Below are 21,322 nucleotides of genomic sequence, written 5' to 3'. Positions count from 1 at the left end.
GAAGACCACATCATGGGGGCGTCCTTCCGGATATGCAATTCCGGTTGCCGTAAAGGCTTGCGGTTCTCCCCCAGTTTCATGAATTTCTCCGGAATGCTCATGCCGAAAAAATCTTGAAAAAAGTGCAGTTTCCATGCGAGATTTCCCACAGGGCAAACGTAATTAGCCCGTACTAATTATTTGCTAGCCTCCATCCCTCCGGACGGAGAGCGGCCAACCATCAATCAATCATTCAAAACCATGCGTCTTTTCTCCGCCACAGCCGTCGTTTGCGCCGCCCTGTTCTCCGGAACCACTCTCCTGCATGCCCAGGAAGACCCGGAACTGCTGGCAAAACGCCAGTGCCGTTCCGTCCATGTCATGCAGCAGGGCCACCCGGCCCAGGCGAGCGCCCTGTACAATGAAGTGAAAGCCAAGACATCCGTTCCGGGCACCTACTTCTGCGCCATGAATTTTGACGACGGCTACATCGGCTTTCAGGAACAGTCCAACGGTAAAAAAGTCATCATCTTTTCCATCTGGGACCCGGTGGCCCATGGGGACAACCCCAACAGCGTGCCGGAAGAAGAGCGCACCAAACTGGTAAAGCTGGGTGAAAACGCGCGCTCCGGCCGCTTCGGCGGCGAAGGAACGGGCGGCCAGAGCTTCGTGGACTATCCCTGGACCGTCGGGGAAAACATGCGTTTCCTCGTCTGCGTCAAAAAGATGGGGAAATTCAAGGAAATCAGCGGCTACTACTTCAACAACAAGGACAAGTCCTGGGACCTCATTTCCAAATGGAAAACGCATTCCTCGGAAAAGGAACTTTCCTTCTCCGTCGGATTCGTGGAAGACTTCATGCGCAACTTTGAATCCGCCAAGAAAGCCCGCGGCGCCTTCTTCGGCCCCAGCTTCGCGTACAAGGACGGCAAATGGCACCCCAACACCAGCGTGACGTTCACCGGCGATCCCACCCCCTCCACCAACGTCATGGCAGACATCCAGCCCAACGGTTCCGTTCTGCTCCAGACGGGCGGAGAAACAAAAATGACGGATTTCAAACTGTTCCAGAACCGTCCCCTGCCCCAGGATGCCAATCCTGTCCAGCCTGATGAAGTCGTCACCAGGCTCGTTCAGGAGAACATCAAATAATCATGTCCCTTACCGGCTGGCTAACCATGATCGTTTCCATCGGCGGCGTATTGACCGCCGCCGCATGGGCGTATTACAAGGTGCTCTCCACTCCCAAGGAGACGGAACACCTGGGCAGCCCTACCCCTCCCATGCCGGAGGACCCGGAGGAATAAGGCTCCGGCCCGGCGCATGAACAATTCCCGGTCCGCGGAAACTGCCCGGATTTGTCCTGCCCATCCGGGGATTGCCGCAGCTCCCCCGCGGCCCCCAAGGTAAAACTGAGCGCCAGCGGACTTTTTATCCTGAAAACCAGTACCCCCCTGCCGGACGTTTTTCATTTCAGCTGACGCAGGGCTTGCGGCGCTTCCGCAACGCGTGCCAGCCAAAAACCTGGAACAGGATAAATACGCCGTCCATCTGCTCAATAGCCACGCAAACGCACGACGCACGCGCCAGCCATCCCCAGCGCATCCACGCATGCAGTCCGGGCCGTCCGCCATTCAGGCAGTATCCGGTTCACGGATATTCCTTGAACAATTTTCCCTTTTAACCGTCCGACGGGGGAAGGATGAAACCCAGCCGGTCAATGCCGTACCTGGCGCATTCCTGCCACAGGGATTTTTCCAGGGCTTCCGCCGTCCGGCGGCGTTCCTCCTCCGGCATGCTTTCAAAGTACTCCGGCCCCAGGTGTTCGCTGATGGCCTTGTCCGCCATGCGCGTCACCAGGTCCGCCCAGAAAATGTTGTCCCGGTACTCGTCCAGGCAGTCCTGGAAAAAGGCGTTTTCCTCATATTCCCGGGTGAAGGCGTACCCACCCAGATCGTCCGCGTAGGCAATGCGGCCCTTCAGTTTGGGCGTGGCGGATAGTTCCTCCATCAGCCGGGAGACCAGCTTTCCCCATGCCACCAGGCGTCCTTCCGCCCCGTCCTGCTGGTTGGAGGCGGCCACCGTGGCGGCGGTGGAAAGCATTTCCGCCAGATCGCGCGCCTCGTCGTCGGATAATTTCAATGTCACCGGCATGGAGTCAGATCAATCCGAGTTTCATCCTGCCTTCCTCGCTGACCATGTCCTGATTCCAGGGGGGGTCCCACACCATTTCCACATCCGCGGCCTCCACGCCTTCCAGCGCTTCAATGCGGTCCTTGGCCTCCATCACCAGATGGGGTCCCATGCCGCAGCCGGGCGCCGTAAGAGTCATTTTGACCGCCACGTGATGCAGGCCGTTTTCCAGCTCGATGACGGTCACGTCGTAAATCAGGCCCAGGTTGACGATATCCACGGGGATTTCCGGATCGTACACGCATTTCAGCGTATCCCATACCCGTTCTTCAAGCGTGGCGTTTTCATCCAGTTCAGCCGCCTCCGGGGAGGCTTCCGCCGCTTCCGCTCCCAGGGCGTCCGCATTTTCCCTGGAGATGCGGGCCAGGCCATGGTCCGTAGCCACGGTATAGGAGCCGCCCAGTATCTGGGTGATATACACGCGTTCCCCCTCCGGCAGCGTGAGCACATCCCCTCTGGGGATCTGGACCGCCGTCACTTCTCTTTTGAGTTCTACTACCTGGTTCAGCATAAATCCTTGCGATTAAAGGAACATCCGGCTACGGACATGCGCGGGAGGGAACAGGCCCCACGAGGCCGGACCGCCCTGCGGCATCCGGAACCTTCCGCGCAGGAGCAACATAAGGGGTATTTGCATCACCGTCGAGGTCAAAAACTGTTCTGCCGTGACCGGAAACGCCCTTCATGACAGGAAAGCGCATGCCGCAATGTTTTGGAAAAGCCGCCGGAAGCGGAAAGCTTCGTTCTTGCCTAGCGGCGGGAAAAGGTGTAAAAGGTCCGGGCTGTCCAGGCTGCCGTCAGTCCGGGACCGGCCACACGCGCATCTTCAACTTAACATTCCATGTTAGATTACTTACGTAAACATACAATCGTCATCATGGCAGCCATGGCCCTGGTGTTTGTGGGCCTCATGTTCATCGGCGGGGACGTAAGCGGCGGCTCCCTGACCGGCATGTTCAAGCAAACCTTCGTTTCCGTGGACGGCAAGTCTTACGGAGAAAAGGATTACAACAGCATGGGCAGAACCGGCCTGTCCGTGGCTTTCTCCTTCCCTTCCACCTTCGGCCCGCTGCTCCAGGACAATTTCAGCTCGGAAGAAAGCCTGCGGGAACTCTGCCACCTGCTGAAAACGAATAATCCCAACGCCGCTTTCCTGGCCTACCGCGGCATCATCCGCAGGGAGGCGAGCCGGCTGGGCCTGACGCCCAATACTACGGAGATTGACGACGCCATCTGCAACATTCCCGAATTCCAGGATGAGAAGGGCGTCTTCGACCCCCGGAAGTACGACAATTTCATTTCCATGCGCGGCAACATGGGCAAGAAGCTTCAGGAGGAACTGCTGCGCGGCCTGATGGAAGACACCATCAGCCTGGTGCGCATCAAGGACGTGCTGACCGGCGGCATTTCCGTGGAATCCGGTTTTGCCGAAGCCGTGGCGGAGTCCAACAGCCAGCAGATCACGGTCAACACCGCCTTCCTGGAAAAGAGCGCCTTCCGTCCCAAGACGGACCCGGGAGAAGAGGAAATCAAAACCTTCTGGGACAAGCACAAGGAAAATTACAAGAACGAGGAAGCCCGCTTCTTCACCGTGTACACCTTCACCCCCGCGGGCGATGCCCAGGCTCCCAAGCCCGGCGATATTTCCAACGCCACCATGGAAACCATGAACCTGGTGGAAAATGACATCTGGGAACCGCTGAACGCCACCAACGGCAGGAACATGGACCAAGCCATCAGTGAAGCCCTGGCCAAGACTCCCGACGTCTGCAAGATGGAGAAGAAGTCCTACACGGCCGTGACGCGCAAGAATGCGCCCCAGGAAATCAACCAGCCGATCAACCAGTCCGCCTCCGACGGACGCAGCGCCACCCTGCTGGACGTGGCCTTCTCCCTGACGGGAGCCCCCGCCCTGAATGCGGATGCGGACGCCAAGGCCATTGAAGAAGCGCGCGCCAAGACCGGAGCCGAACAGATCAGCACCATGCAGGTGCTGGAAAACGGACAGGTCGTCCTGGTCCGCCTGGAAGGCGTTACCCCGGTAAAGGCGCTGCCTTATGAAACCGCCCGCAACAGCGCCCGCGCCGACCTGCTGGAAAGCATGACCGTGGAATCCATGAACAAGGCCGCCGCCGAACTCAACACGGAATTGCAGAAGGCTGAAAAGCCCGTGGAACAGTTCAACGCCATCGCCGGGAAGGCCGGAGCCAAGACCGCCGCCTACGGTCCCTTCATCAATCCGAACGCCCTCCTGAGCAGCGTCAACCTCCAAAACGCCAGAAGCCAGGAAGAACTCCAGGCCCTTCTGGACCGCGCCATGAATTCCCGCCTGGCTCCGCCCAAGGAACTCCCGGTCCCTGAAGAAGTATTCCAGGCGGTTTCCGTCATTAACCCCGGCCGGATGGCCCAGCCCATCAACACGGGGGACGGCATCCTGCTGACCCAGCTCGTCAAGCGCGAACTGGAGGATACGCCGGAGTTCCAGATCAAGGCCACCCAGCAGATTGCCCCGGCCCTGACCGCCCAGGCCAAATCCATGATCATGCTGGACTGGCTGAAAGCGTGCATCGCCCAGTACAAGGTGGAGATCGCCCCCATCCTGAACCAGGAACGCTAACACCCTTCCTTTCCTGGCAGCCGTCATTACCCCCGTGTCCCGCCGCACAGGGGCGGAATGCCGCCAAAATACCTTCCTATGATGGCCCCCGCACCGGGGCCATCATTTTTATTGCCCTTGTTCCGCCATCCCTGACCCCCTTCCCCCTTCATCATCCATGAGCGCCCTCCCCGCCCAGTCCAGGTACATCATCGGAACGGAAGCCTGCGAACGCTTCAGCTTCTACGGCATGAAGTCCATCCTCATGCTGTACATGACGGGCCACCTGCTGATGAGCGAAAACTGGGCCACCGCCACCCTCCACGTCTTCGCGGGAATGGTTTACCTGCTTCCCCTGGCGGGCGCATGGCTGGCGGACAAGGTATGGGGCCGGTACAAGACCATTCTTTACATTTCCCTGCTTTACTGCGTAGGGCACGGAGTCCTGGCCATGGCGGACCTCTTCCATACCATTGAAGCGCGCCGTTACATCCTGATGACGGGCCTGTTCATCATCGCGCTGGGCGCGGGAGGCATCAAGCCCTGCGTCTCCGCCTTCATGGGGGACCAGATTCCGGACAAATCCCCGCAGTTGATGACCAAGGCCTTCAATGCCTTTTACTGGGCTATCAACCTGGGCTCCTTCTTCTCCTTCCTGGTCATTCCGGCCATGGAACAGCATTACGGGTACAGTTGGGCGTTTGCCGTTCCGGGCATTTTCATGGGCATCGCCACCTTCGTCTTCTGGCTGGGCCGCAAGAAGTACCACAGAACGCCGCCTGAACGCAACAACGGCCGCGCCGGCTTCTGGAAAGTGCTCTTCATCGTCCTGTTCCACGGGGGCTGGAAGAATGCGGAGCAACGCTGCGGAGCTTCCGCCGTGGAGGACGCCCGGCACATCCTGAAAATCCTCTCCATCTTTGTCTTCATCATTCCCTTCTGGTCCATCTTTGAACAGACGGCCTCCTCCTGGGTGGCCCAGGGCAGCAGGATGATTCCCCTTTCCATCCCGCTCCCGGGCGGCGGAGACTGGTCCATCGGGCCGGCGCAAATCCAGGCGGCCAATCCCATTTTCGTGATGGTGTTCATTCCACTGATCACCGTATTCGTCTATCCGAAGGTGGTGACGCTGGCGCGGCCCCTGGTGCGCCTTGGAACGGGGCTGGCCCTGAGCTCTGTGACGTTCCTGATTGTCGCTTTCCTGCAATACAGGCTGGAGGGAGGCGCCTCCATGTCCATCGCGTGGCAATTGATCCCCTACTGCGTGCTCACCATTTCCGAGATCCTGCTCAGCACCACCGGCCTCGAATTCGCCTACACGCAGGCTCCGCTGCATTTGAAAAGCGTCATCACCAGCTTCTGGAACCTCACCATCTTTGCAGGCAACATGCTGGTGGCCGCCATCACCTTTTTCCTGTCCAACGGAGAATCCGCCAACGCCATCTCCACAGACCGCTTCATCCTGTACGCCATACTCGCCGCCGTGGTGGCGGTAGCCTATTCCTTCCGGGCGCGCAGGTACGGAAAGACGGAGTAGAGGAAGCATCCCCGACGCGCGGGAATGACGTTTTTTCCGGCTCCGGAGAACAGCAGACATAATAATGTCTTGAAAAAGACAGCCGGACCGTGCGAAATTCCGGCACGGCCCGCACATCCTGTCCGCGGGCATACTTTCGGGAAAGTATTGGAAATACAAATTACAGAGAAGATATGAGGCGAACGGGGATTTACCCCTGTTCCCCGCCGCACCGGAAAAGTTGCTTCTGAAACAATCTTATCGGCAGCGCATTTCCAGTCCGGCACAAGACGATATATCTTTGCTTCATGTTTAATACTTCATTTAAATCGGCCTCGGCCTTGTAAACAACCGGTACTTTCCGTAGCGGTTGTCCCCTTTTGTTTGCTCCCGGATTATCCCTTCCGGGAGGAAGTTCCGTATTATTGGAATTTCAACGTTAATCTATCTGCCACGATGACGGCGCCGCTGTGCCGTGCCCTCATGGCATACAACATTTACTAAATTAATGAGTAATAAAAACAAAACAATTCACGAATTCGATTTCAATTTCATCTGCGAATATTTCTCGCGCCTGGAACGGCAGGGCCCCGGCAGCCCGGAGGCTACCCTCAAGGCCCTCGGCTTCATTGACAATCTGACCGGACAATCCCGCATCGCCGACCTCGGCTGCGGCACGGGCGGACAGACCAGGACGCTTGCCGCACATGTTCAGGGAAGCGTTACGGGGCTTGACCTGTTCCCGGATTTCATCCGCATCTTCAACCGCCAGGCAACACAGTCAGGCTTGCAGGACAGGGTAGAAGGCATCGTCGGTTCCATGGACAAGCTCCCTTTTGCAGAAGAAGAACTGGACCTGATCTGGTCGGAAGGGGCCATTTACAATATCGGCTTTGAACGGGGGCTGAACGAATGGCGCAAGTTCCTGAAACCGGGAGGCTACCTGGCCATTTCCGAAAGCTCGTGGTTTACCGCGGAACGTCCGGAAGAGATTCACCGCTTCTGGATGGACATGTATCCGGAGATAGACACCATACCCAACAAGATAGCCCAGATACAGAGGGCCGGGTACGTGCCTGTCGCTTCCTTCATTCTGCCGGAAAGCTGCTGGACGGAGCATTATTACGCTCCGCAGGTTCCCGTGCAGGAAATGTTCCTTCATCAATATCCGGGAAATGAAGCCGCCGCGGAATTAGTCGCATCCCTGCGCCATGAAGAGGAATTATACCGCAGGTACAAGGAATTCTACGGCTACGTGTTTTACATCGCAAAAAAGACGGAACAATGATTCATTTAAATGCTTACGGCTGGAATGAGAAGTTAAGCCGGCTCAAACGGGAATCTACGTACAGCGCCCTGCCCCATGGCCGCATCGCCATCGTGCACAGGACGTGTTATGAGATCGTGGCGGAGAACGGAGTGTTCCAGTGCGAATTAAGGGGAAACATGATGTATGAAAAACCAGCCTTTGAACTGCCCTGCACGGGCGACTGGGTGATTTTCCAGCCCTTTGATGAAACGAAAGGAATCATCGTCGATGTGCTGCCCCATGAACGGACCCTGTACCGCAAGAAAAGCGGAACGGTTTCCGACAGGCAGGCCATCGCCTCTTACGTGGACAAGGCATTCATTGTCCAGAGCCTGGATGATAATTTCAATATCCGCAGAGCCGAGCGTTTCATGGTTCAGATATTGGAAGAGGGAATCAAACCCGTACTGGTGCTGAACAAGGCCGATCTAGGGTTTGACAGGCAGGGCATTGAAGAACAGGTCAAACACCTGGAGCGCCGGATGCCTGTATTTTTTACAAGCATTCATGAACCCCAGTCGATTCTACGGCTGCGGGAGTCCATTCCGGAAGGGGAAACAGTGGTGTTTGTCGGTTCCTCAGGCGTCGGGAAAAGTTCCCTGGTGAATGCGCTGTGCGGAAAACCGGTCCTGTCCACCTCCCATATAAGCTCCTCCACGGGCAAAGGACGGCACACGTCCACCCGCCGGGAAATGGTATTGATGGACGGTTCGGGCGTTTTAATAGACACTCCGGGCGTCCGGGAATTCGGCCTGGCGATCGGCCAGCCCGGTTCCCTTGCAGAAGCGCTGGATATTTCCGACTTCGCGGCGGCATGCCGTTTCAAGAATTGCGGGCATATCCATGAGCCCGGATGCGCCGTCCTGGAAGCAGTGAACACCGGCCTGCTGGACCGCGAGGTTTATGAAAGCTATCTGAAGCTCCGGCGGGAAGCGGAATACTTTTCCGCTTCGGAACATGATAAGCGCAAAAAGGGAAAATCCCTTTCCAAACTCGTAGAGGAAGTGAAGAAGCGGAATTCCAAATTCTAACCTGCGTTGAAACGGTGCGGGCATTCCTGAAACGGGAATGCCCGCATTCTTGTTTTACCCGCTATAACGGCCTATTCCGTATTCCAGTTAAACCGTGGCCGCGCTCCTATCCCCTGATGTCAATGTCCAGATGGGCGAGCAGCCCTTCCAGCCCATGCCGGGAAAAGACCGCCTTTTTCAGCTTGCACATGGCGGGATTGATCGAAAAGTTGAAAGAGGTTGAAAAATCGGCTTTCTCCAAATTGGTTCCGACGAAAGAAACCCGTTCCAGGTCACAGCGGTCAAAAACGGATTCCGCCATGTCGGCGTCATTGAAGTACCCCTCATACATCTTGCAGCCGCGAAAAACGGTTTTCCGCAACCTGGCTTCTACAAAGCTGGCATAATCAAGATGCGAGTTTTCAAAGACCAGGCCGTCCGAAAACCTGTCGATGTCCGTAAAGTCTGCGCCAGTCATCTTGCAGTCGGCAAAGGCAACATCCCGGAGGGCTCCCTTGAAGCTGGCCAGCGTGAAATTGCACGCCCTGAACTCGCACTTCTCAAAATCGGTATTCCGGATGACCAGCTTTGAAAAATCACACGCGACGAATACGCAATCATAGTATTCATCATCCAGCTCCATTTCATGGAAATCCACTTTCTCAAAGGTCTCGTTTTCAGTCATATCATGTTGATGGGAGTTGCCGCTCCGTGTTTGCTTCAATGTTCCGGAATCACCGTTTTCCGGGAAGCAGAACGCAGGAGAAAACTTTCCTTCCATACCCGCCGAATTATTCTACTTTCCTTCCCTGCCTTTTAGCATGGAAGCTGGCTGTCTGCAAGCCGTCCCGCCTCCGCGCATGCTCGCAGGCCCGGCTGACGCCTGAGGAAAAAGATAAAACCATTCCGGATGCTCCCTGCCGCCGCCAAAAAACGCGTTGCCCCTCTCCATTTGCTATCTACCTGTTCCCATCCGTATAGTTCCAAACGAGCCAACGCTACACCCCGAATCCTGAATACGGCGCCCTTTTCCAACATGGTTTAGGCGCCTTTTAAAAACCGGATGCCTCCTCCCGCCAAGCCAGCCTTTCCGGAATTTTCCTCCAGCCGTATATCTTCATTCACCGGCTCCATGAACCCCGGTAATCAAGATGACACGGAACCAAAATATACTCGCCTTCTCCTCAGCCCATTACGCAGGCTACGTCATGTGTACCGTTCCCAATACCTATCGGGAGGAGATGGACCGGCAGACGTCCCACCCCTCCTGCGGCTTTTACGCAGCCTCCTATGTCCTCAATTGCTTCAATCCTGATGCCGCATGGACGAATATGGAGCTTTTAAAATTGGCCGTTCAATATCCCCTCACCAATCGTGCAGAGGGCTGTTTAAGCGAGGTAGGGGAAGTTTTCCATCCCCACGATTTTGCCCGTTTCATCCATGCGAGAGCCAACGGAAGCTGCTCCGCCGCCTGCCAGTTATTTCATGAACAAACCATCCGGGACACCATTGATCAGGGAGGGTATGCCCTCGTTCCTTTTCAAGTTATCAATGATAAGCAAAACGAAAAACACGGTTTCCCCCGGACTGGCGTCCAGTGGACGGACCTTCCGCATGCACATTGGTGCGTTATTGCCGGATATGCAACAACGGATAACTCCAAACTGCTCGCCAAGCACTGGGGAGAAAACCGGTTATTTGATATAGATGAGCTCGGTAACAGCAATCAAGGGTGTTATCCCCTCCAGCAAACCAATAACATCACAGCACAGCGCGCCTCCAAAGTGCAGTTGCTGCAGAACCAAATCATCACCATCCTGCCCGCACAAGCTTCGCCAGGCCGCCGGAGAGGCTGCGCCTGCTGACCTGCAAGGCATCTTCATCGGTCTCCCGCTCTAAAAAAGCCAGCCCATGGAAACGGATTTTCCGTCCAGTGAAGCAGGGAGGCACGCAGGCCCGGATAGAGGGACCGTTTCATGAGGAAGGAGCCCTGGGAAACGGTCCCGGTTTAAAAAAATGCCACGGAGCCTGCCTTCGTGAACAGCGTTCTGGATTCCAGACAAGTTGCCGAAGTCCATTTCCGGAAACCGTCCTCCCTTTTTAAGGATGTGAATGAAGCTCAGGAGATACGGCAGTCGTTGAGCAACTCGTCCATGTAGAAGGTCATTTCCGCCAGGGCCTCACGGTATTCCGTCTGGGGAAGGAGCCACAGGATTTCACGGGCAGCCTCGTTTTTCTCCAGAGCCACCTGGATCGACTTGTCCAGGGCCTCCGCAAAAACGGGGTTGTCCTGAAAGGCGGAGTAATCCACCACTTCACGGTTTTCAATGGCGTCCCTGAGCGTGGCTTCCACGTTCCTGTCCCCGCATTCCAGCAGGTTGAAGATGGGGAGGGTCAGCTTGCCCTTGGTGGCGTCCGTGTGGAGCGTTTTGCCGGCATCGTCTTCATCGCCCACCATGTCCAGGCAGTCGTCGTAAATCTGGTAGGCTACCCCCAGCAGGTCTCCCAGCTGGTAAAGGGATTCCTCCACTTCCGGGGCCACTCCGGAGATCCACGCCGCGCCGCCCGTAGCGGCGGAGAACAGGGAGGCGGTTTTTTTCCGGATGATTTCAAAGTATTCCTCGCGGGTCATGCTCAGGTCATACAGGCGGCTGGACTGGGCCACTTCCCCCTGGCATACGTCCCTGACGGTGTTCGCCAGCCTGCGGCAGAATTCCGTGCTGCCGAACTCGGTACCAAGCACCATGGCATGGGAAAAGAGAACATCCCCCAGCAGTACGGCCAGGCTGTTGCCCCACAGGGCGTTCGCGGTGGCCTCGTCACGGCGCTTGTCGGCCTCGTCAATCACGTCATCATGCACGAGGGAGGCCAGATGCACCATTTCCAGCAGGGCTCCCAGCCGGATGTGGGCTTCCTTGATGCCGCCCGTGGCGCCGGCTACCAGCAGAACCAGGGCCGGCCGGAGCATTTTCCCCTTGGACTGGCACACTGTTTCCAAGTAGTCGGTGACTTCCGGGTCAAAACAGGATGCCTGGGCTTCCACAAACTCAGAAACTTGCTTCAATTCCGGCTTGACCAGTTGAAGATAGTGCTTCTGGGATCGTAATTTCGAAAAGAACGGGATGGACATGATATGGACGAGGGCCGGCGCTGGTCAGCGCCGCAGGAATTGTGGCATATTTGAAGTTCTCTAGCAATGTATTTCACAGGCCATCTTTGCATGGCCGGGCGGCAATGAGCCAAACCCGCGCTGCCGGACGCCGGGAACCCTGCGGAGATAAGGCTCACTTTGACCTTGAGCCGGGATGTTTTCCTTCTACACTGGCCTATCATGAGAGCCTTGGTCTATGATTGCAGCGCGGGCATCAGCGGAGACATGAATCTGGCCGCCCTGATTGATTTGGGCGTGGACAGGGAAAGCCTGGAACGGGAGCTGTCCAAATTGCACGTGCACGGGGAATGGAAACTGGAATGCCGCCGTGCGCAGCAGTCCGGCATCCAGGGAACGCGGATTGACGTACTGACGGTGGAAGAAGGCCATTCCGGCCACGGCCATGCACACCATCACCGGACCATGGCGGATATCCGCAGGCTTATTGGGGCAAGCGGCCTTTCAGACGCCGTAAAGCGGACGGCCCTTTCCATTTTCTCCCTGCTGGCGGAGGCGGAGGCCCAGGTGCACGGCACCACGCCGGAGGAAGTCCATTTCCATGAAGTGGGAGCGGTGGACTCCATCATTGACATCACGGGGGCCGCCATCTGCCTGGAGCTGCTCCGGGCGGACGCCGTCTTCACTGGACCGGTGGAACTGGGCTCAGGCACCGTGACCTGCCAGCACGGAACGATGCCCGTTCCGGCCCCGGCCACAGCCCTGCTGGCGAGCCGCTTCCAGTCCACCCTGAACGGAACCACCCATGAGGCCACCACTCCCACCGGAGCAGCTTATATTGCCGCCCTGGCGCGGCCTGTCCCGGCCCCGCTGGCGGGCCGCATCACCGGAACCGGCTACGGCATCGGCCACCGCCAGGGGCTCCCCCTGCCTAATATCCTCCGGGTGATGCTGGTGGAAACGGAGGAACAGGAGAGTTCCCCGGAATTGCTGACGGAGCTGTGCGCCAATATAGACGACATGACGCCGGAACAGACCGCCTACCTGGCGGAAAAGCTGATGGAGGCCGGCGCGCTGGACGCCTGGCAGGAGTCCATCTGCATGAAGAAGGGGCGCCTGGCGGTCAAAGTCTGCGCCCTGTGCCTGCCGGAACAGGCGGACCGCGTGAGGGAAGCGTTTTTCCTGCACAGCAGCACGCCGGGGATACGCCAGCATGATACGTGCCGCCACATCCTGCGCCGGGAGAGCGCCTCCGTATGCACTCCCCACGGAACGGTGCATGTAAAAACCTCTTTCATGAACGGACGCCCCCATCACCGGAAGGCGGAATTTGAAGATTGCAGAACCCTGGCGGAAAACACCGGACTGCCGCTGGAACAGTGCCAGTTGATGGGGCTTTTCCCCACCCCCTCCCATGACTCCTCCTCCACAGACTCCGTTTGAACGGCTGCGCGCCGTCCTGCTCCCCAGGGAGCGCATCGCCGTCGCCCTGTCCGGCGGGCTGGACAGCAGCGTGCTGCTGGCTGCTGCTGCCAAGGTTCTGGGGCCGGAACACTGCCTGGCCCTGACCGCGCAAACTCCCTATGTAATGGAGGAGGAAGTGCGGGACAGCGCGGAGCTGTGCCGCCGCCTGGGCATTCGCCAGGAGACACTGGCGTTCCCCATCCTGCCTTCCCTTGCGGATAATCCGCCACTGCGCTGCTACCTGTGCAAGCATGCCCTGTTTTCCGCCCTGGCTGCCAGAGCCGCGGAAGCGGGCTTTCCCCTGCTGGCAGACGGCTCCAACACGGATGACCTGGGCGACTACCGCCCCGGGCGCAAAGCCTTGCAGGAACTCGGCATTCTGAGCCCCTTTCTGGAAGCCGCCATGGACAAGGCGGACATCCGCAGCGTGGCCCGCGGACTTGGCCTGCCGGAGTCCGTCAGCGGCAAGCCGGCCTATGCCTGCCTGCTGACCCGGCTGGAGCACAACCGCCCCGTGACGGAATCCCTGCTGCGGCGCGTGGATGCGGCGGAGGCCTTCCTGCGCTCCCTGGGGCTGAAAGGCTGCCGCGTCCGGGTTCACGGGGACGACCTGGCCCGCATTGAACTGCCGGAGGAGGAACGCGGACTGTTCCGGAGCGGGGAGCTTGCCGCTCCCATAGCGCACCGCCTGCGGGAGCTGGGCTTCCGCTACATCACCCTGGACCTGGAAGGATATTCCAGAGGCAGCATGAACGAACCATCATGAATGACATTACCGCCATCCTGCATCAGCTTGAGGAAGGCCGCCTTTCCACGGAGGAAGCGGCGGAAAAAATCCGGGCCGCCACTGCGCCCGCATCTTCCCATACGGATATTGATTACGGCCGCCTGGAGCGCACCGGATGCCCGGAAGTGATTTACGGCGCAGGAAAAACCCCGGACCAGATTGAAGAGATAGCCCGCGGCCTGCTTGCCGCCGGACAGAACGTGCTGGCCACGCGCCTGAACGTGGAGGCGCTGGACTACCTGAACCGCGCCTTTCCGGAGGCGGACATGCACCCGGAAGCGCGCCTCATGCGCATCATGGCGAACCCCGTTCCGCAGACGGAGGGCTTCGTCGGCATCGTCAGCGCGGGCACCTCGGACCAGTCCGTAGCGGAGGAAGCCGCCCTGACGGCGGAATTCCTGGGCAGCCGGGTGCTCCGGTACCGGGATTGCGGCGTGGCGGGCCTGCACCGCCTGGTTTCCCATCTGGATTCCATCCGCCGGGCCACCGTGCTGGTGGCTGTGGCAGGCATGGAAGGAGCGCTTCCCAGCGTGCTGGCCGGGCTGGTAAAAGCCCCCGTGATCGCCGTACCCACCAGCGTGGGCTACGGAGCCAATTTCCGCGGAGTAACCACGCTGCTCGCCATGATGAACTCCTGCGCCAACGGCGTGTCCGTCGTCAATATAGACAACGGTTTCGGGGCCGGATTCAACGCTCATCTGGTCAACAGCCTGGCGTCCCGGCCCCGCTGAATGCCGCGGCCGCCGCCCTTCCATGACGGAACCGCCGGCATCCGCCATGGACAGATTCACCGAATGGGCGTTAAATGTCCCGGAAGCATTCCTCACCATCCCATCATGACCAGATTTCCCTTTTTCCATGCCCTTTCCTGCTCCCTGCTGGCCCTGGCCTCCCAGGCGCTGGGGTGGCAGCCCTCCGGAGAATCCGTCCCCGCCGCCCCGCAGGAATTCCGCGCGGCGTGGATTTCCACCGTCCATAACATTGACTGGCCCTCCCGTTCCGGCCTTTCCGGCGCTGCCCAGCGTGCGGAGCTGCTGACGATCCTGAATACCTGCGCTCAGTTGAAGCTGAATGCCGTCTTTCTCCAGGTGCGCCCGAACGCGGACGCCCTGTACCAGTCCTCCCTGGAGCCGTGGAGCCAGTGGCTCTCCGGGCCCGGCGTCAATCCGGGGTATGACCCCCTGGCCTTCGCCATTCAGGAGGCCCACCGCCGCGGCATTGAACTGCACGCCTGGTTCAACCCCTTCCGGGCAAAGGCGAACGTAAAGCACGCCGTGGGCCGCAACCATATTTCCCTCACCCGTCCGGACCTGATGAAGCGCAACGGCTCCGTTCTGCTGATGAATCCCAGCGCCTCCGCCTCCCGCGACCACGCGATGAGGGTCATCCTGGACGTCGTGCGCCGCTACGATATTGACGGCGTGCACCTGGACGACTATTTCTACCCCTACCCCACGCCCGGCCGCACCTGGTCCCCCGCCAGCTTCAGCGACGGAAAGTCGCCCTCCCAGCGCCGGGCCTGCATTGACGACTTCGTGCATGACATGTACAAATCCGTCAAATCCTCCAAACCCTGGGTGCGCGTGGGCATCAGCCCGTTCGGCATCTGGCGTCCGGGCGTTCCCGGCGGCATTGAAGCGGGAGTGGACGCTTACGAGCACCTGGCCTGCGACGCCCGCAAGTGGCTTTCCCGCGGATGGGTGGATTACCTGGCCCCCGCAGCTTTACTGGCGCTGCAGCCCGGCCAAGCAGAGCTTTCCGGTCCTGATGCAGTGGTGGGCCGCCCAGAACACGAGCCGCCCGGTGTGGCCCGGCATCGCCACCGCGCGCATCATGAGCAGCGAGGACCCGGGACGCCCCGCCTCTGAAATCGCCGCGCAGGTCAACTATTCCCGCTCCCTGGCCAGAACCGCCCCCGGGCAGTGCTTCTGGAGCGTCAAATCCATCATGCGGAATGCCGGAGGCATCCAGAAATACCTGAACAAGCTGTACCCCTCCATGGCCGTTCCTCCCGCCATGCCCTGGTGCGGAAGCGGGACGCCCGGACAGCCGCGGAATTTTCAAGTGGAGGACAACGGTTCCACCGTGACCCTTTCCTGGCAGCCGTCCGGCAATCCCTCCCGGAAATGGGCCGTCCAGGCGCGCTACGGCAGCCAGTGGGCCACGCGCATCCTTCTGCCGGGCAGCCAGACCCGCGTGACGCTGCCCAAATCCTTCCTGGGGGATGCCGGGTCCGTCGCCGTCAGGGGCGTCAGCGCCTACGGAGCCCAGGGCCCAGCCGCGGCGGCCAGAAGGTAGGAAGCTTTTTCCGGCAGCCTCCGGCGGGAAAGGAAAAAAATGCCCGATGTTCTAAGTTTTTTGAACAACTCCAAATCCATCCATGTCCAAACTTCCATGAATTCCCGTGGCGCGGACATGAACAGAAGGCGTTTCATCGCCCTTTCCTCATTGGCGGCGCTGGGAACAATCAGCCAGGCCCGGGCAACAGGGCCGTCTATACAACCACAGCACAAGATGACTAAAAAGCAAGATCCCTCCACGGTCGGCTATGCCGACGGCAAGTACGTGTTACCGCCCCTTCCGTACGCCTACGACGCGCTTGAACCCATGCTGGATGAAAAAACCGTGCGCATCCACCATGACAAGCACCATGCGGCCTATGTCGCCGGCGCCAACGCCGCGGCTGAAAAGCTCCGTGAAATCGCGGACGGCAAGCTGGATGCCTCCGCCACCACCAACTGGGTGCGCAACCTGTCCTTCAATGTTTCCGGCCATGTCCTCCACACCATTTACTGGACCAACATGACGCCCGATCCCAAGAAGGAACCGCAGGGCCCCCTGGTGGACGCCATCAAGGAAAAATTCGGTTCCCTGGAAGCCATGATGAAGGAATTCAAGGCCGCCTCCCAGGGCGTGGAAGGTTCCGGCTGGGGCATTCTGGGAGTGGACCCCATGAGCAAGACGCTGGTGATCTGCGGCGCGGAAAAGCACCAGAACCTGGAAATTCCCGGTCTCGTCCCCATCCTCGTCTGCGACGTCTGGGAACACGCCTATTATCTGAAGCACCAGAACCTCCGGGCGGATTATATTGAAGATTTCTGCCGCTTCATCAACTGGGACGACGTGGAACGCCGCTACCAGGAAGCCATGGCGTCCTGACCGGTTCCGGCAGACATTGATTTTTCTTTTTCTTCAACGGCACGGGCCTTCTAAGGTCCGTGCCGTTTTTTGGCGTACTTCCACCCGGCTCTTGCATCCGGCGGAGCAATAGGGCATACTGCCGTGGACTAATTATCTATCACCACGCGCATGAAAAAAGTTTTCGTTTCAGGCTGCTATGACATCGTTCACGCCGGTCACATCCAGTTTTTTGAAGAAGCCCGGGCCCTGGGCGACTATCTGATCGTCTCCTTTGCCTCGGAACCCGTGCTGTGGCACCACAAGCAGCGCAAACCGTCCATTCCGGACGAACACAAGAAAGTGCTGCTGGAAAGCCTGCGCATGGTGGACAAGGTCATTCTGGGCACCGGCATGAAGAAGGGCCTGGACTTTGAAGAGGAATTTCTTCAGGAAAGGCCCGACGTCCTGGCCGTGACGGAGGACGACCTTTACAGCGGCATCAAGAAGGAGCTGTGCTCCCGTGTGGGCGCGAGTTATGTGGTGCTTCCCAAGACGCCTCCCAAATTCGCCCCCGTTTCCACCACCATGCTGGTGAACCGGATCAAGGCCCCGTCCACCGTGCCGCTCCGCGTGGACTTTGCCGGAGGATGGCTGGACGTTCCCCGCTACGCCAGAAAAGGCTCCTATGTGGTCAACTGCGCCATCACCCCCATGGTGTCCCTCTGCGAATGGCCGTATGAAAAGCGGTCCGGACTGGGCGGCAGCGGCGCGTGGGCCATGCTGGAAGGACGCGACCCGGTCGCTTCCGAACTCGCTCTGGGCGTCGGCTGGCAGGACCCCGCCGTCATTGCGGAAACGGGGCTGTGCGTCTGGCGTTCCGGCAGTTCCCCCGTGCTGGACGTCAAGGGCACGGGCGACTTCCTGGAAGGAAGAATGGCCATTCTGTACACGGGGGAGGAACACGACACTCCCAGAATGGCGGACGAACAGCGCGATTACGTGCGCATCTCCCAATCCTCCCTCATTGCCCGCACCGGCGTGCTGGAACGCAACATCAATACCCTGGCCGCTGGCGTGGCCCTGTATTACAGCGTTCAGCTTGACGAAGGAATGCAGCCCCTGCCGGACATCCCGAACGCCCTTGCCAAAAAATACCTGGGCGGCGGCTACGGAGGGTACGCCCTGTATCTCTTCCCCTGCCGGGACGACCGCGACCAGGCCGTCAAGGACAATCCGGCCATGAAGCGCGTGGAACCGTACTGCCGCCAACTGTTCAAGTAAGCCCTTCTCTTTCATGTCCCTGATGCGGAACAGCCTGGTAGCCTCCGGCGCCATTTTCGCCTGCCGCCTGACAGGCATGGCCAGGGAAATCGTGTACACTTCCCTGTTCGGCGCTACGGGAGTGCTGGATGCCTTTTATACGGCCTTCCGAATCCCCAACCTGTTGAGGGACCTGTTTGCGGAAGGGGCTCTCTCCCAGTCCTACACCAGCGTAGCCTCCAAAACACGGGAGGCGGAAGGCGACGCGGCCGCCTGGGAGCTGACCAACAAGGTAGCCACCCAGCTTTCCACGCTGATGGTCGCCATCGTGACGCTGGGAATTCTTTTTGCCGGCCCCGTCATGGAGGCCCTGTACAGCGGGGACCATTCCCTGACGGACCAGTTGTTCGCCACGGACCTGAGCCGCATCATGTGGCCATTCATCGGCTTCGCCTCCCTGTCCGCCCTCGTCATGGGGGCGCTGAACATGGTGGGGGTCTTTGGGCTGCCCATGCTGGCTTCCGCCGCCTTTAACGTCACCTCCATCCTGTTCGGCCTGCTGATCGGGTACTTCATTGACCCCTCCTTCGGCCCGAAGGCCCTGTACGGTTTTGCCTGCGGCGTCACGATCGGGGGGGCGGCCCAGATTGCCGTGCAGCTCCCCAAGCTCCGTAAAACCGGCTTCCGGTGGAAGCCCAATTTCCATTGGGACGATCCCCGCGTGCGTAAAATCTGGGGGCTGATGCTCCCGTCCGTGCTCGCTTCCGGTGTCACGCAGTTTACCATCTTCATCAATACGGGCTTCGCCCTGGACCTCCAGAAAGGCTCCGTCACGGCCCTGACCACGGCGTTCCGCCTCTGGCAGCTTCCCGTGGGCCTCTTCGGCGTGGCTACGGGCATGGTGGTCCTCCCCGCGGTTTCCCGCATGATGGTGGGGGACGGCAGAAAGGAAGTGGCCGTCCACATTGCCAAGGGGCTGCGGCTGGTGGCGTTTTTTGCGGTTCCCGCCTTCCTGATCCTCTTCATCCTGGGAACGGAATTCGTCTCCTCCGTGTACCAGTGGGGCCGCTTCAACCAGGACGCCGTGCGCTACACCGGGGAGGTGCTGGGCGCCTACTCCCTGGGCCTGCTGGGCTATGCCGGAACCAAGGTGGTCCAGCCCGTCTTCCTGGCCCTGGAAAAACGCTGGGTCCCCCTGATTGCCGCCGCCGTGGCGCTGGCCATCAGCATAGGCCTCAACTACTACTTTGTCTACGGCCTGCATAAAAACGCGGCGTGGCTGGCGCTGACCACCTCCGTGGTCACCACCTTCAACTTCCTCTTCTACTTCCTTTACCTGCGCCGCCAGCTGGGCGGCGTGGACGGACGGACGCTGGTTTCCGGCCTGGGCCGCATCCTGGCGGCGGGAGCCCTGCTGGGGGCCGTATGCTGGGCGGGTAAAACGTGGTTCCTCCAGGGCTTTCTGGACTGGTCCTTCCCGGCCAGGCTCCTGGGCATCTCCCTGGTCTGCGGCTGCGCCGGAATTGTTTACCTGGCGGCGGCCTTCCTGTTCAAGACGCCGGAACTGGACGCGGTACGGGCCAAATTCATGAAACGCTGACATTGAAACTTCCCTTCCGCGAGGGGAGGCGCGCTCTCCGCAAGAAAAAGAATGGTCTTCACAAGCATTCTCCTTGCCAGGGGTGCGCTCAGTGAGTAAAGTTTTTCCGCCTGTGCGGGGAATAGCCTGTTTTCCGCCAGGGCATCAAAATTCTACGATCGCACCACAACAATGGACATGATTTCCCCCAGCATTGCTGCATTGACCCCTTCCCTGACCCTCAAGGTGACCAACCGGGCCAAGGCTATGAAGGCCGCCGGTGAAGAAGTTTACGGTTTGGCAGGCGGTGAACCGGAAATGGACACCCCTGAAAACATCAAGCAGGCAGCCATCACGGCCCTGAACAACGGAGCTACCAAGTACACTCCTTCCGCCGGTCTGCCCGCACTCCGCCAGGCCATTGCCGACAAGCTCAAGAGGGAAAACAATCTGGAATATGATCCCAGCCAGATCACCGTGGGCGCCGGCGCCAAGCACGCCTGCTTCAACGCCATCATGGCGACCGTCTCCGAGGGGGACGAAGTCATCATCCCCTCCCCGTACTGGGTCAGCTATCCGGAAATGGTCCGCATGTGCGGCGGCATTCCCGTCATCGTGGAAACCACGCCGGAAAACGGCTGGAAGCTCACTGCGGAACAGTTTGAGGAAGCCATGACCCCCCGCACCAAGATGGTCATCCTCACCACGCCGAACAACCCGACCGGAGCCGTTTATTCAGAAGAAGAACTGCGCGCCCTGGGAGAAGTGGCCCTGAGCGAAGACATCCTCATCCTGGCTGACGAAATCTACGAACACCTCGTGTACGGAGACACCAGGCACGTCAGCATCGCCTCCCTCAGCCCTGAGTTGTACGACCTGACCATCACCATCAACGGCTTCTCCAAGGGCTATGCCATGACCGGCTGGCGCATGGGCTACTCCGCAGCTCCGGCCCCCATTGCCAAGGCCATCCAGATGATTCAGGACCACACCACCTCCAACGTCTGCACCTTCGCGCAGTACGGCGGCATTGAGGCCCTCACGGGAGACCAGAGCTTCATCAGCGACATGCGTGACGAATACGACATGCGCCGCCAGTACGTCCTCTCCCGCCTCAACGCCATCCCGAACGTCAGCGTTGTGGAACCGCAGGGAGCCTTCTACTTCTTTGTGGACACCAGCAAGCTGGGGCTCACCTCCCTGAACCTGTGCGACAAGCTTCTGGAACGCTACAAGGTGGCGGCCGTCCCCGGCATCGCCTTCGGCAATGACAAGGCCATCCGCATCAGCTACTGCACCACGCTGGACATTCTGAAAGAAGCGCTGGACCGCTTTGAAGAATTCTGCAAGGCGCACTAAGCGTCAAATACTGATTTTTCCAATCTTCAGGACCGCTTCAT

Annotated in this window: 20 protein-coding genes; 16 read left to right on the top strand and 4 right to left on the bottom strand. The window is 59.3% G+C overall.

Annotation, left to right across the window (positions count from 1 at the left end):
• Positions 1–240: 240 nt before the first annotated feature.
• Positions 241–1,131: a DUF3472 domain-containing protein gene (locus J5W70_RS09035; protein WP_022396661.1), complete on the top strand. Its 891-nt coding sequence runs from the start codon at positions 241–243 to the stop codon at positions 1,129–1,131.
• 2 nt (positions 1,132–1,133) lie between these two features.
• Entirely contained in the window at positions 1,134–1,286 is a 153-nt protein-coding gene (locus tag J5W70_RS09030) for a hypothetical protein (protein ID WP_022396660.1), read from the top strand.
• A 373-nt stretch (positions 1,287–1,659) separates the two neighbouring features.
• Here J5W70_RS09030 and J5W70_RS09025 read toward each other — a convergent pair whose 3' ends face one another.
• Together J5W70_RS09025 and sufT are read right to left on the bottom strand one after the other, a co-directional pair.
• A complete protein-coding gene (locus J5W70_RS09025; protein ID WP_022396659.1) occupies positions 1,660–2,133 on the bottom strand; it encodes a hypothetical protein in 474 nt (157 codons plus the stop codon).
• A gap of 4 nt (positions 2,134–2,137) precedes the next feature.
• Complete coding sequence (gene sufT / locus J5W70_RS09020) at positions 2,138–2,683, bottom strand: putative Fe-S cluster assembly protein SufT (protein ID WP_022396658.1); 546 nt, start codon at positions 2,681–2,683, stop codon at positions 2,138–2,140.
• Positions 2,684–3,013: 330 nt separating this feature from the next.
• On the opposite strand from sufT, the gene J5W70_RS09015 reads away from it, so the two are divergent.
• The 4 genes from J5W70_RS09015 to rsgA all read left to right on the top strand — a co-directional run bounded on the left by J5W70_RS09015 (position 3,014) and on the right by rsgA (position 8,624).
• On the top strand, positions 3,014–4,789 hold the full coding sequence (locus J5W70_RS09015; RefSeq protein ID WP_102728268.1) for a peptidylprolyl isomerase: 1,776 nt from the start codon (positions 3,014–3,016) through the stop codon (positions 4,787–4,789).
• 157 nt (positions 4,790–4,946) lie between these two features.
• Positions 4,947–6,305: a POT-type proton-dependent oligopeptide transporter gene (locus J5W70_RS09010; RefSeq protein ID WP_022396656.1), complete on the top strand. Its 1,359-nt coding sequence runs from the start codon at positions 4,947–4,949 to the stop codon at positions 6,303–6,305.
• A 487-nt stretch (positions 6,306–6,792) separates the two neighbouring features.
• Positions 6,793–7,572 (top strand): class I SAM-dependent methyltransferase, encoded by a 780-nt coding sequence (locus tag J5W70_RS09005; protein ID WP_022396655.1) that lies wholly within the window; start codon positions 6,793–6,795, stop codon positions 7,570–7,572.
• Positions 7,569–8,624 (top strand): ribosome small subunit-dependent GTPase A, encoded by a 1,056-nt coding sequence (gene rsgA, locus J5W70_RS09000; RefSeq protein ID WP_022396654.1) that lies wholly within the window; start codon positions 7,569–7,571, stop codon positions 8,622–8,624. Before J5W70_RS09005 ends, rsgA begins: the two co-directional genes overlap by 4 nt.
• A gap of 106 nt (positions 8,625–8,730) precedes the next feature.
• On the opposite strand, the gene J5W70_RS08995 is transcribed toward rsgA, so the two are convergent.
• Positions 8,731–9,288, bottom strand: coding sequence for a pentapeptide repeat-containing protein (locus J5W70_RS08995; protein WP_022396653.1), 558 nt, complete (start codon positions 9,286–9,288; stop codon positions 8,731–8,733).
• 523 nt (positions 9,289–9,811) lie between these two features.
• Here J5W70_RS08995 and J5W70_RS08990 point away from each other — a divergent pair.
• Positions 9,812–10,468, top strand: a complete 657-nt coding sequence (locus tag J5W70_RS08990) for a hypothetical protein (RefSeq protein WP_022396652.1) — start codon at positions 9,812–9,814, stop codon at positions 10,466–10,468.
• Between the two features lie 254 nt (positions 10,469–10,722).
• Here the strand turns inward: J5W70_RS08990 and J5W70_RS08985 are convergent, their stop codons facing one another.
• On the bottom strand, positions 10,723–11,733 hold the full coding sequence (locus tag J5W70_RS08985; RefSeq protein ID WP_022396651.1) for a polyprenyl synthetase family protein: 1,011 nt from the start codon (positions 11,731–11,733) through the stop codon (positions 10,723–10,725).
• Positions 11,734–11,934: 201 nt separating this feature from the next.
• Between J5W70_RS08985 and larC the strand changes: the two genes are divergently transcribed.
• The 9 genes from larC (at position 11,935) to J5W70_RS08940 (ending at position 21,281) form a co-directional block, all read left to right on the top strand.
• On the top strand, positions 11,935–13,155 hold the full coding sequence (larC, locus tag J5W70_RS08980) for a nickel pincer cofactor biosynthesis protein LarC (RefSeq protein WP_022396650.1): 1,221 nt from the start codon (positions 11,935–11,937) through the stop codon (positions 13,153–13,155).
• Positions 13,127–13,942 carry an ATP-dependent sacrificial sulfur transferase LarE gene (gene larE, locus J5W70_RS08975; RefSeq protein ID WP_022396649.1) on the top strand — a complete coding sequence of 272 codons (816 nt, stop codon included), beginning with the start codon at positions 13,127–13,129 and terminating at the stop codon, positions 13,940–13,942. The genes larC and larE overlap by 29 nt, the downstream gene beginning before the upstream one ends.
• The gene (gene larB / locus J5W70_RS08970) at positions 13,939–14,694 is read left to right on the top strand and encodes a nickel pincer cofactor biosynthesis protein LarB (protein ID WP_022396648.1); all 756 of its coding nucleotides are present in this window, start codon (positions 13,939–13,941) and stop codon (positions 14,692–14,694) included. Before larE ends, larB begins: the two co-directional genes overlap by 4 nt.
• A gap of 105 nt (positions 14,695–14,799) precedes the next feature.
• Entirely contained in the window at positions 14,800–15,831 is a 1,032-nt protein-coding gene (locus J5W70_RS08965) for a glycoside hydrolase family 10-like protein (protein WP_215841911.1), read from the top strand.
• Positions 15,797–16,261: a glycoside hydrolase family protein gene (locus tag J5W70_RS08960; RefSeq protein WP_215841910.1), complete on the top strand. Its 465-nt coding sequence runs from the start codon at positions 15,797–15,799 to the stop codon at positions 16,259–16,261. The genes J5W70_RS08965 and J5W70_RS08960 overlap by 35 nt, the downstream gene beginning before the upstream one ends.
• 216 nt (positions 16,262–16,477) lie before the next feature.
• Positions 16,478–17,122 (top strand): superoxide dismutase, encoded by a 645-nt coding sequence (locus J5W70_RS08955; protein ID WP_215832724.1) that lies wholly within the window; start codon positions 16,478–16,480, stop codon positions 17,120–17,122.
• Positions 17,123–17,272: 150 nt separating this feature from the next.
• A complete protein-coding gene (locus J5W70_RS08950) occupies positions 17,273–18,364 on the top strand; it encodes an adenylyltransferase/cytidyltransferase family protein (protein ID WP_022396645.1) in 1,092 nt (363 codons plus the stop codon).
• A gap of 13 nt (positions 18,365–18,377) precedes the next feature.
• Positions 18,378–19,943, top strand: a complete 1,566-nt coding sequence (gene murJ / locus J5W70_RS08945) for a murein biosynthesis integral membrane protein MurJ (protein WP_022396644.1) — start codon at positions 18,378–18,380, stop codon at positions 19,941–19,943.
• A 171-nt stretch (positions 19,944–20,114) separates the two neighbouring features.
• The gene (locus J5W70_RS08940; protein WP_022396643.1) at positions 20,115–21,281 is read left to right on the top strand and encodes a pyridoxal phosphate-dependent aminotransferase; all 1,167 of its coding nucleotides are present in this window, start codon (positions 20,115–20,117) and stop codon (positions 21,279–21,281) included.
• Positions 21,282–21,322 lie beyond the last annotated feature (41 nt).

This window comes from Akkermansia massiliensis (assembly GCF_018847375.1).
Classification (GTDB): Bacteria; Verrucomicrobiota; Verrucomicrobiia; order Verrucomicrobiales; family Akkermansiaceae; genus Akkermansia; species Akkermansia massiliensis.
The sequence above is the reverse complement of the archived record's forward strand: the minus strand, read 5'-3'. Positions and strand labels throughout refer to the sequence as shown.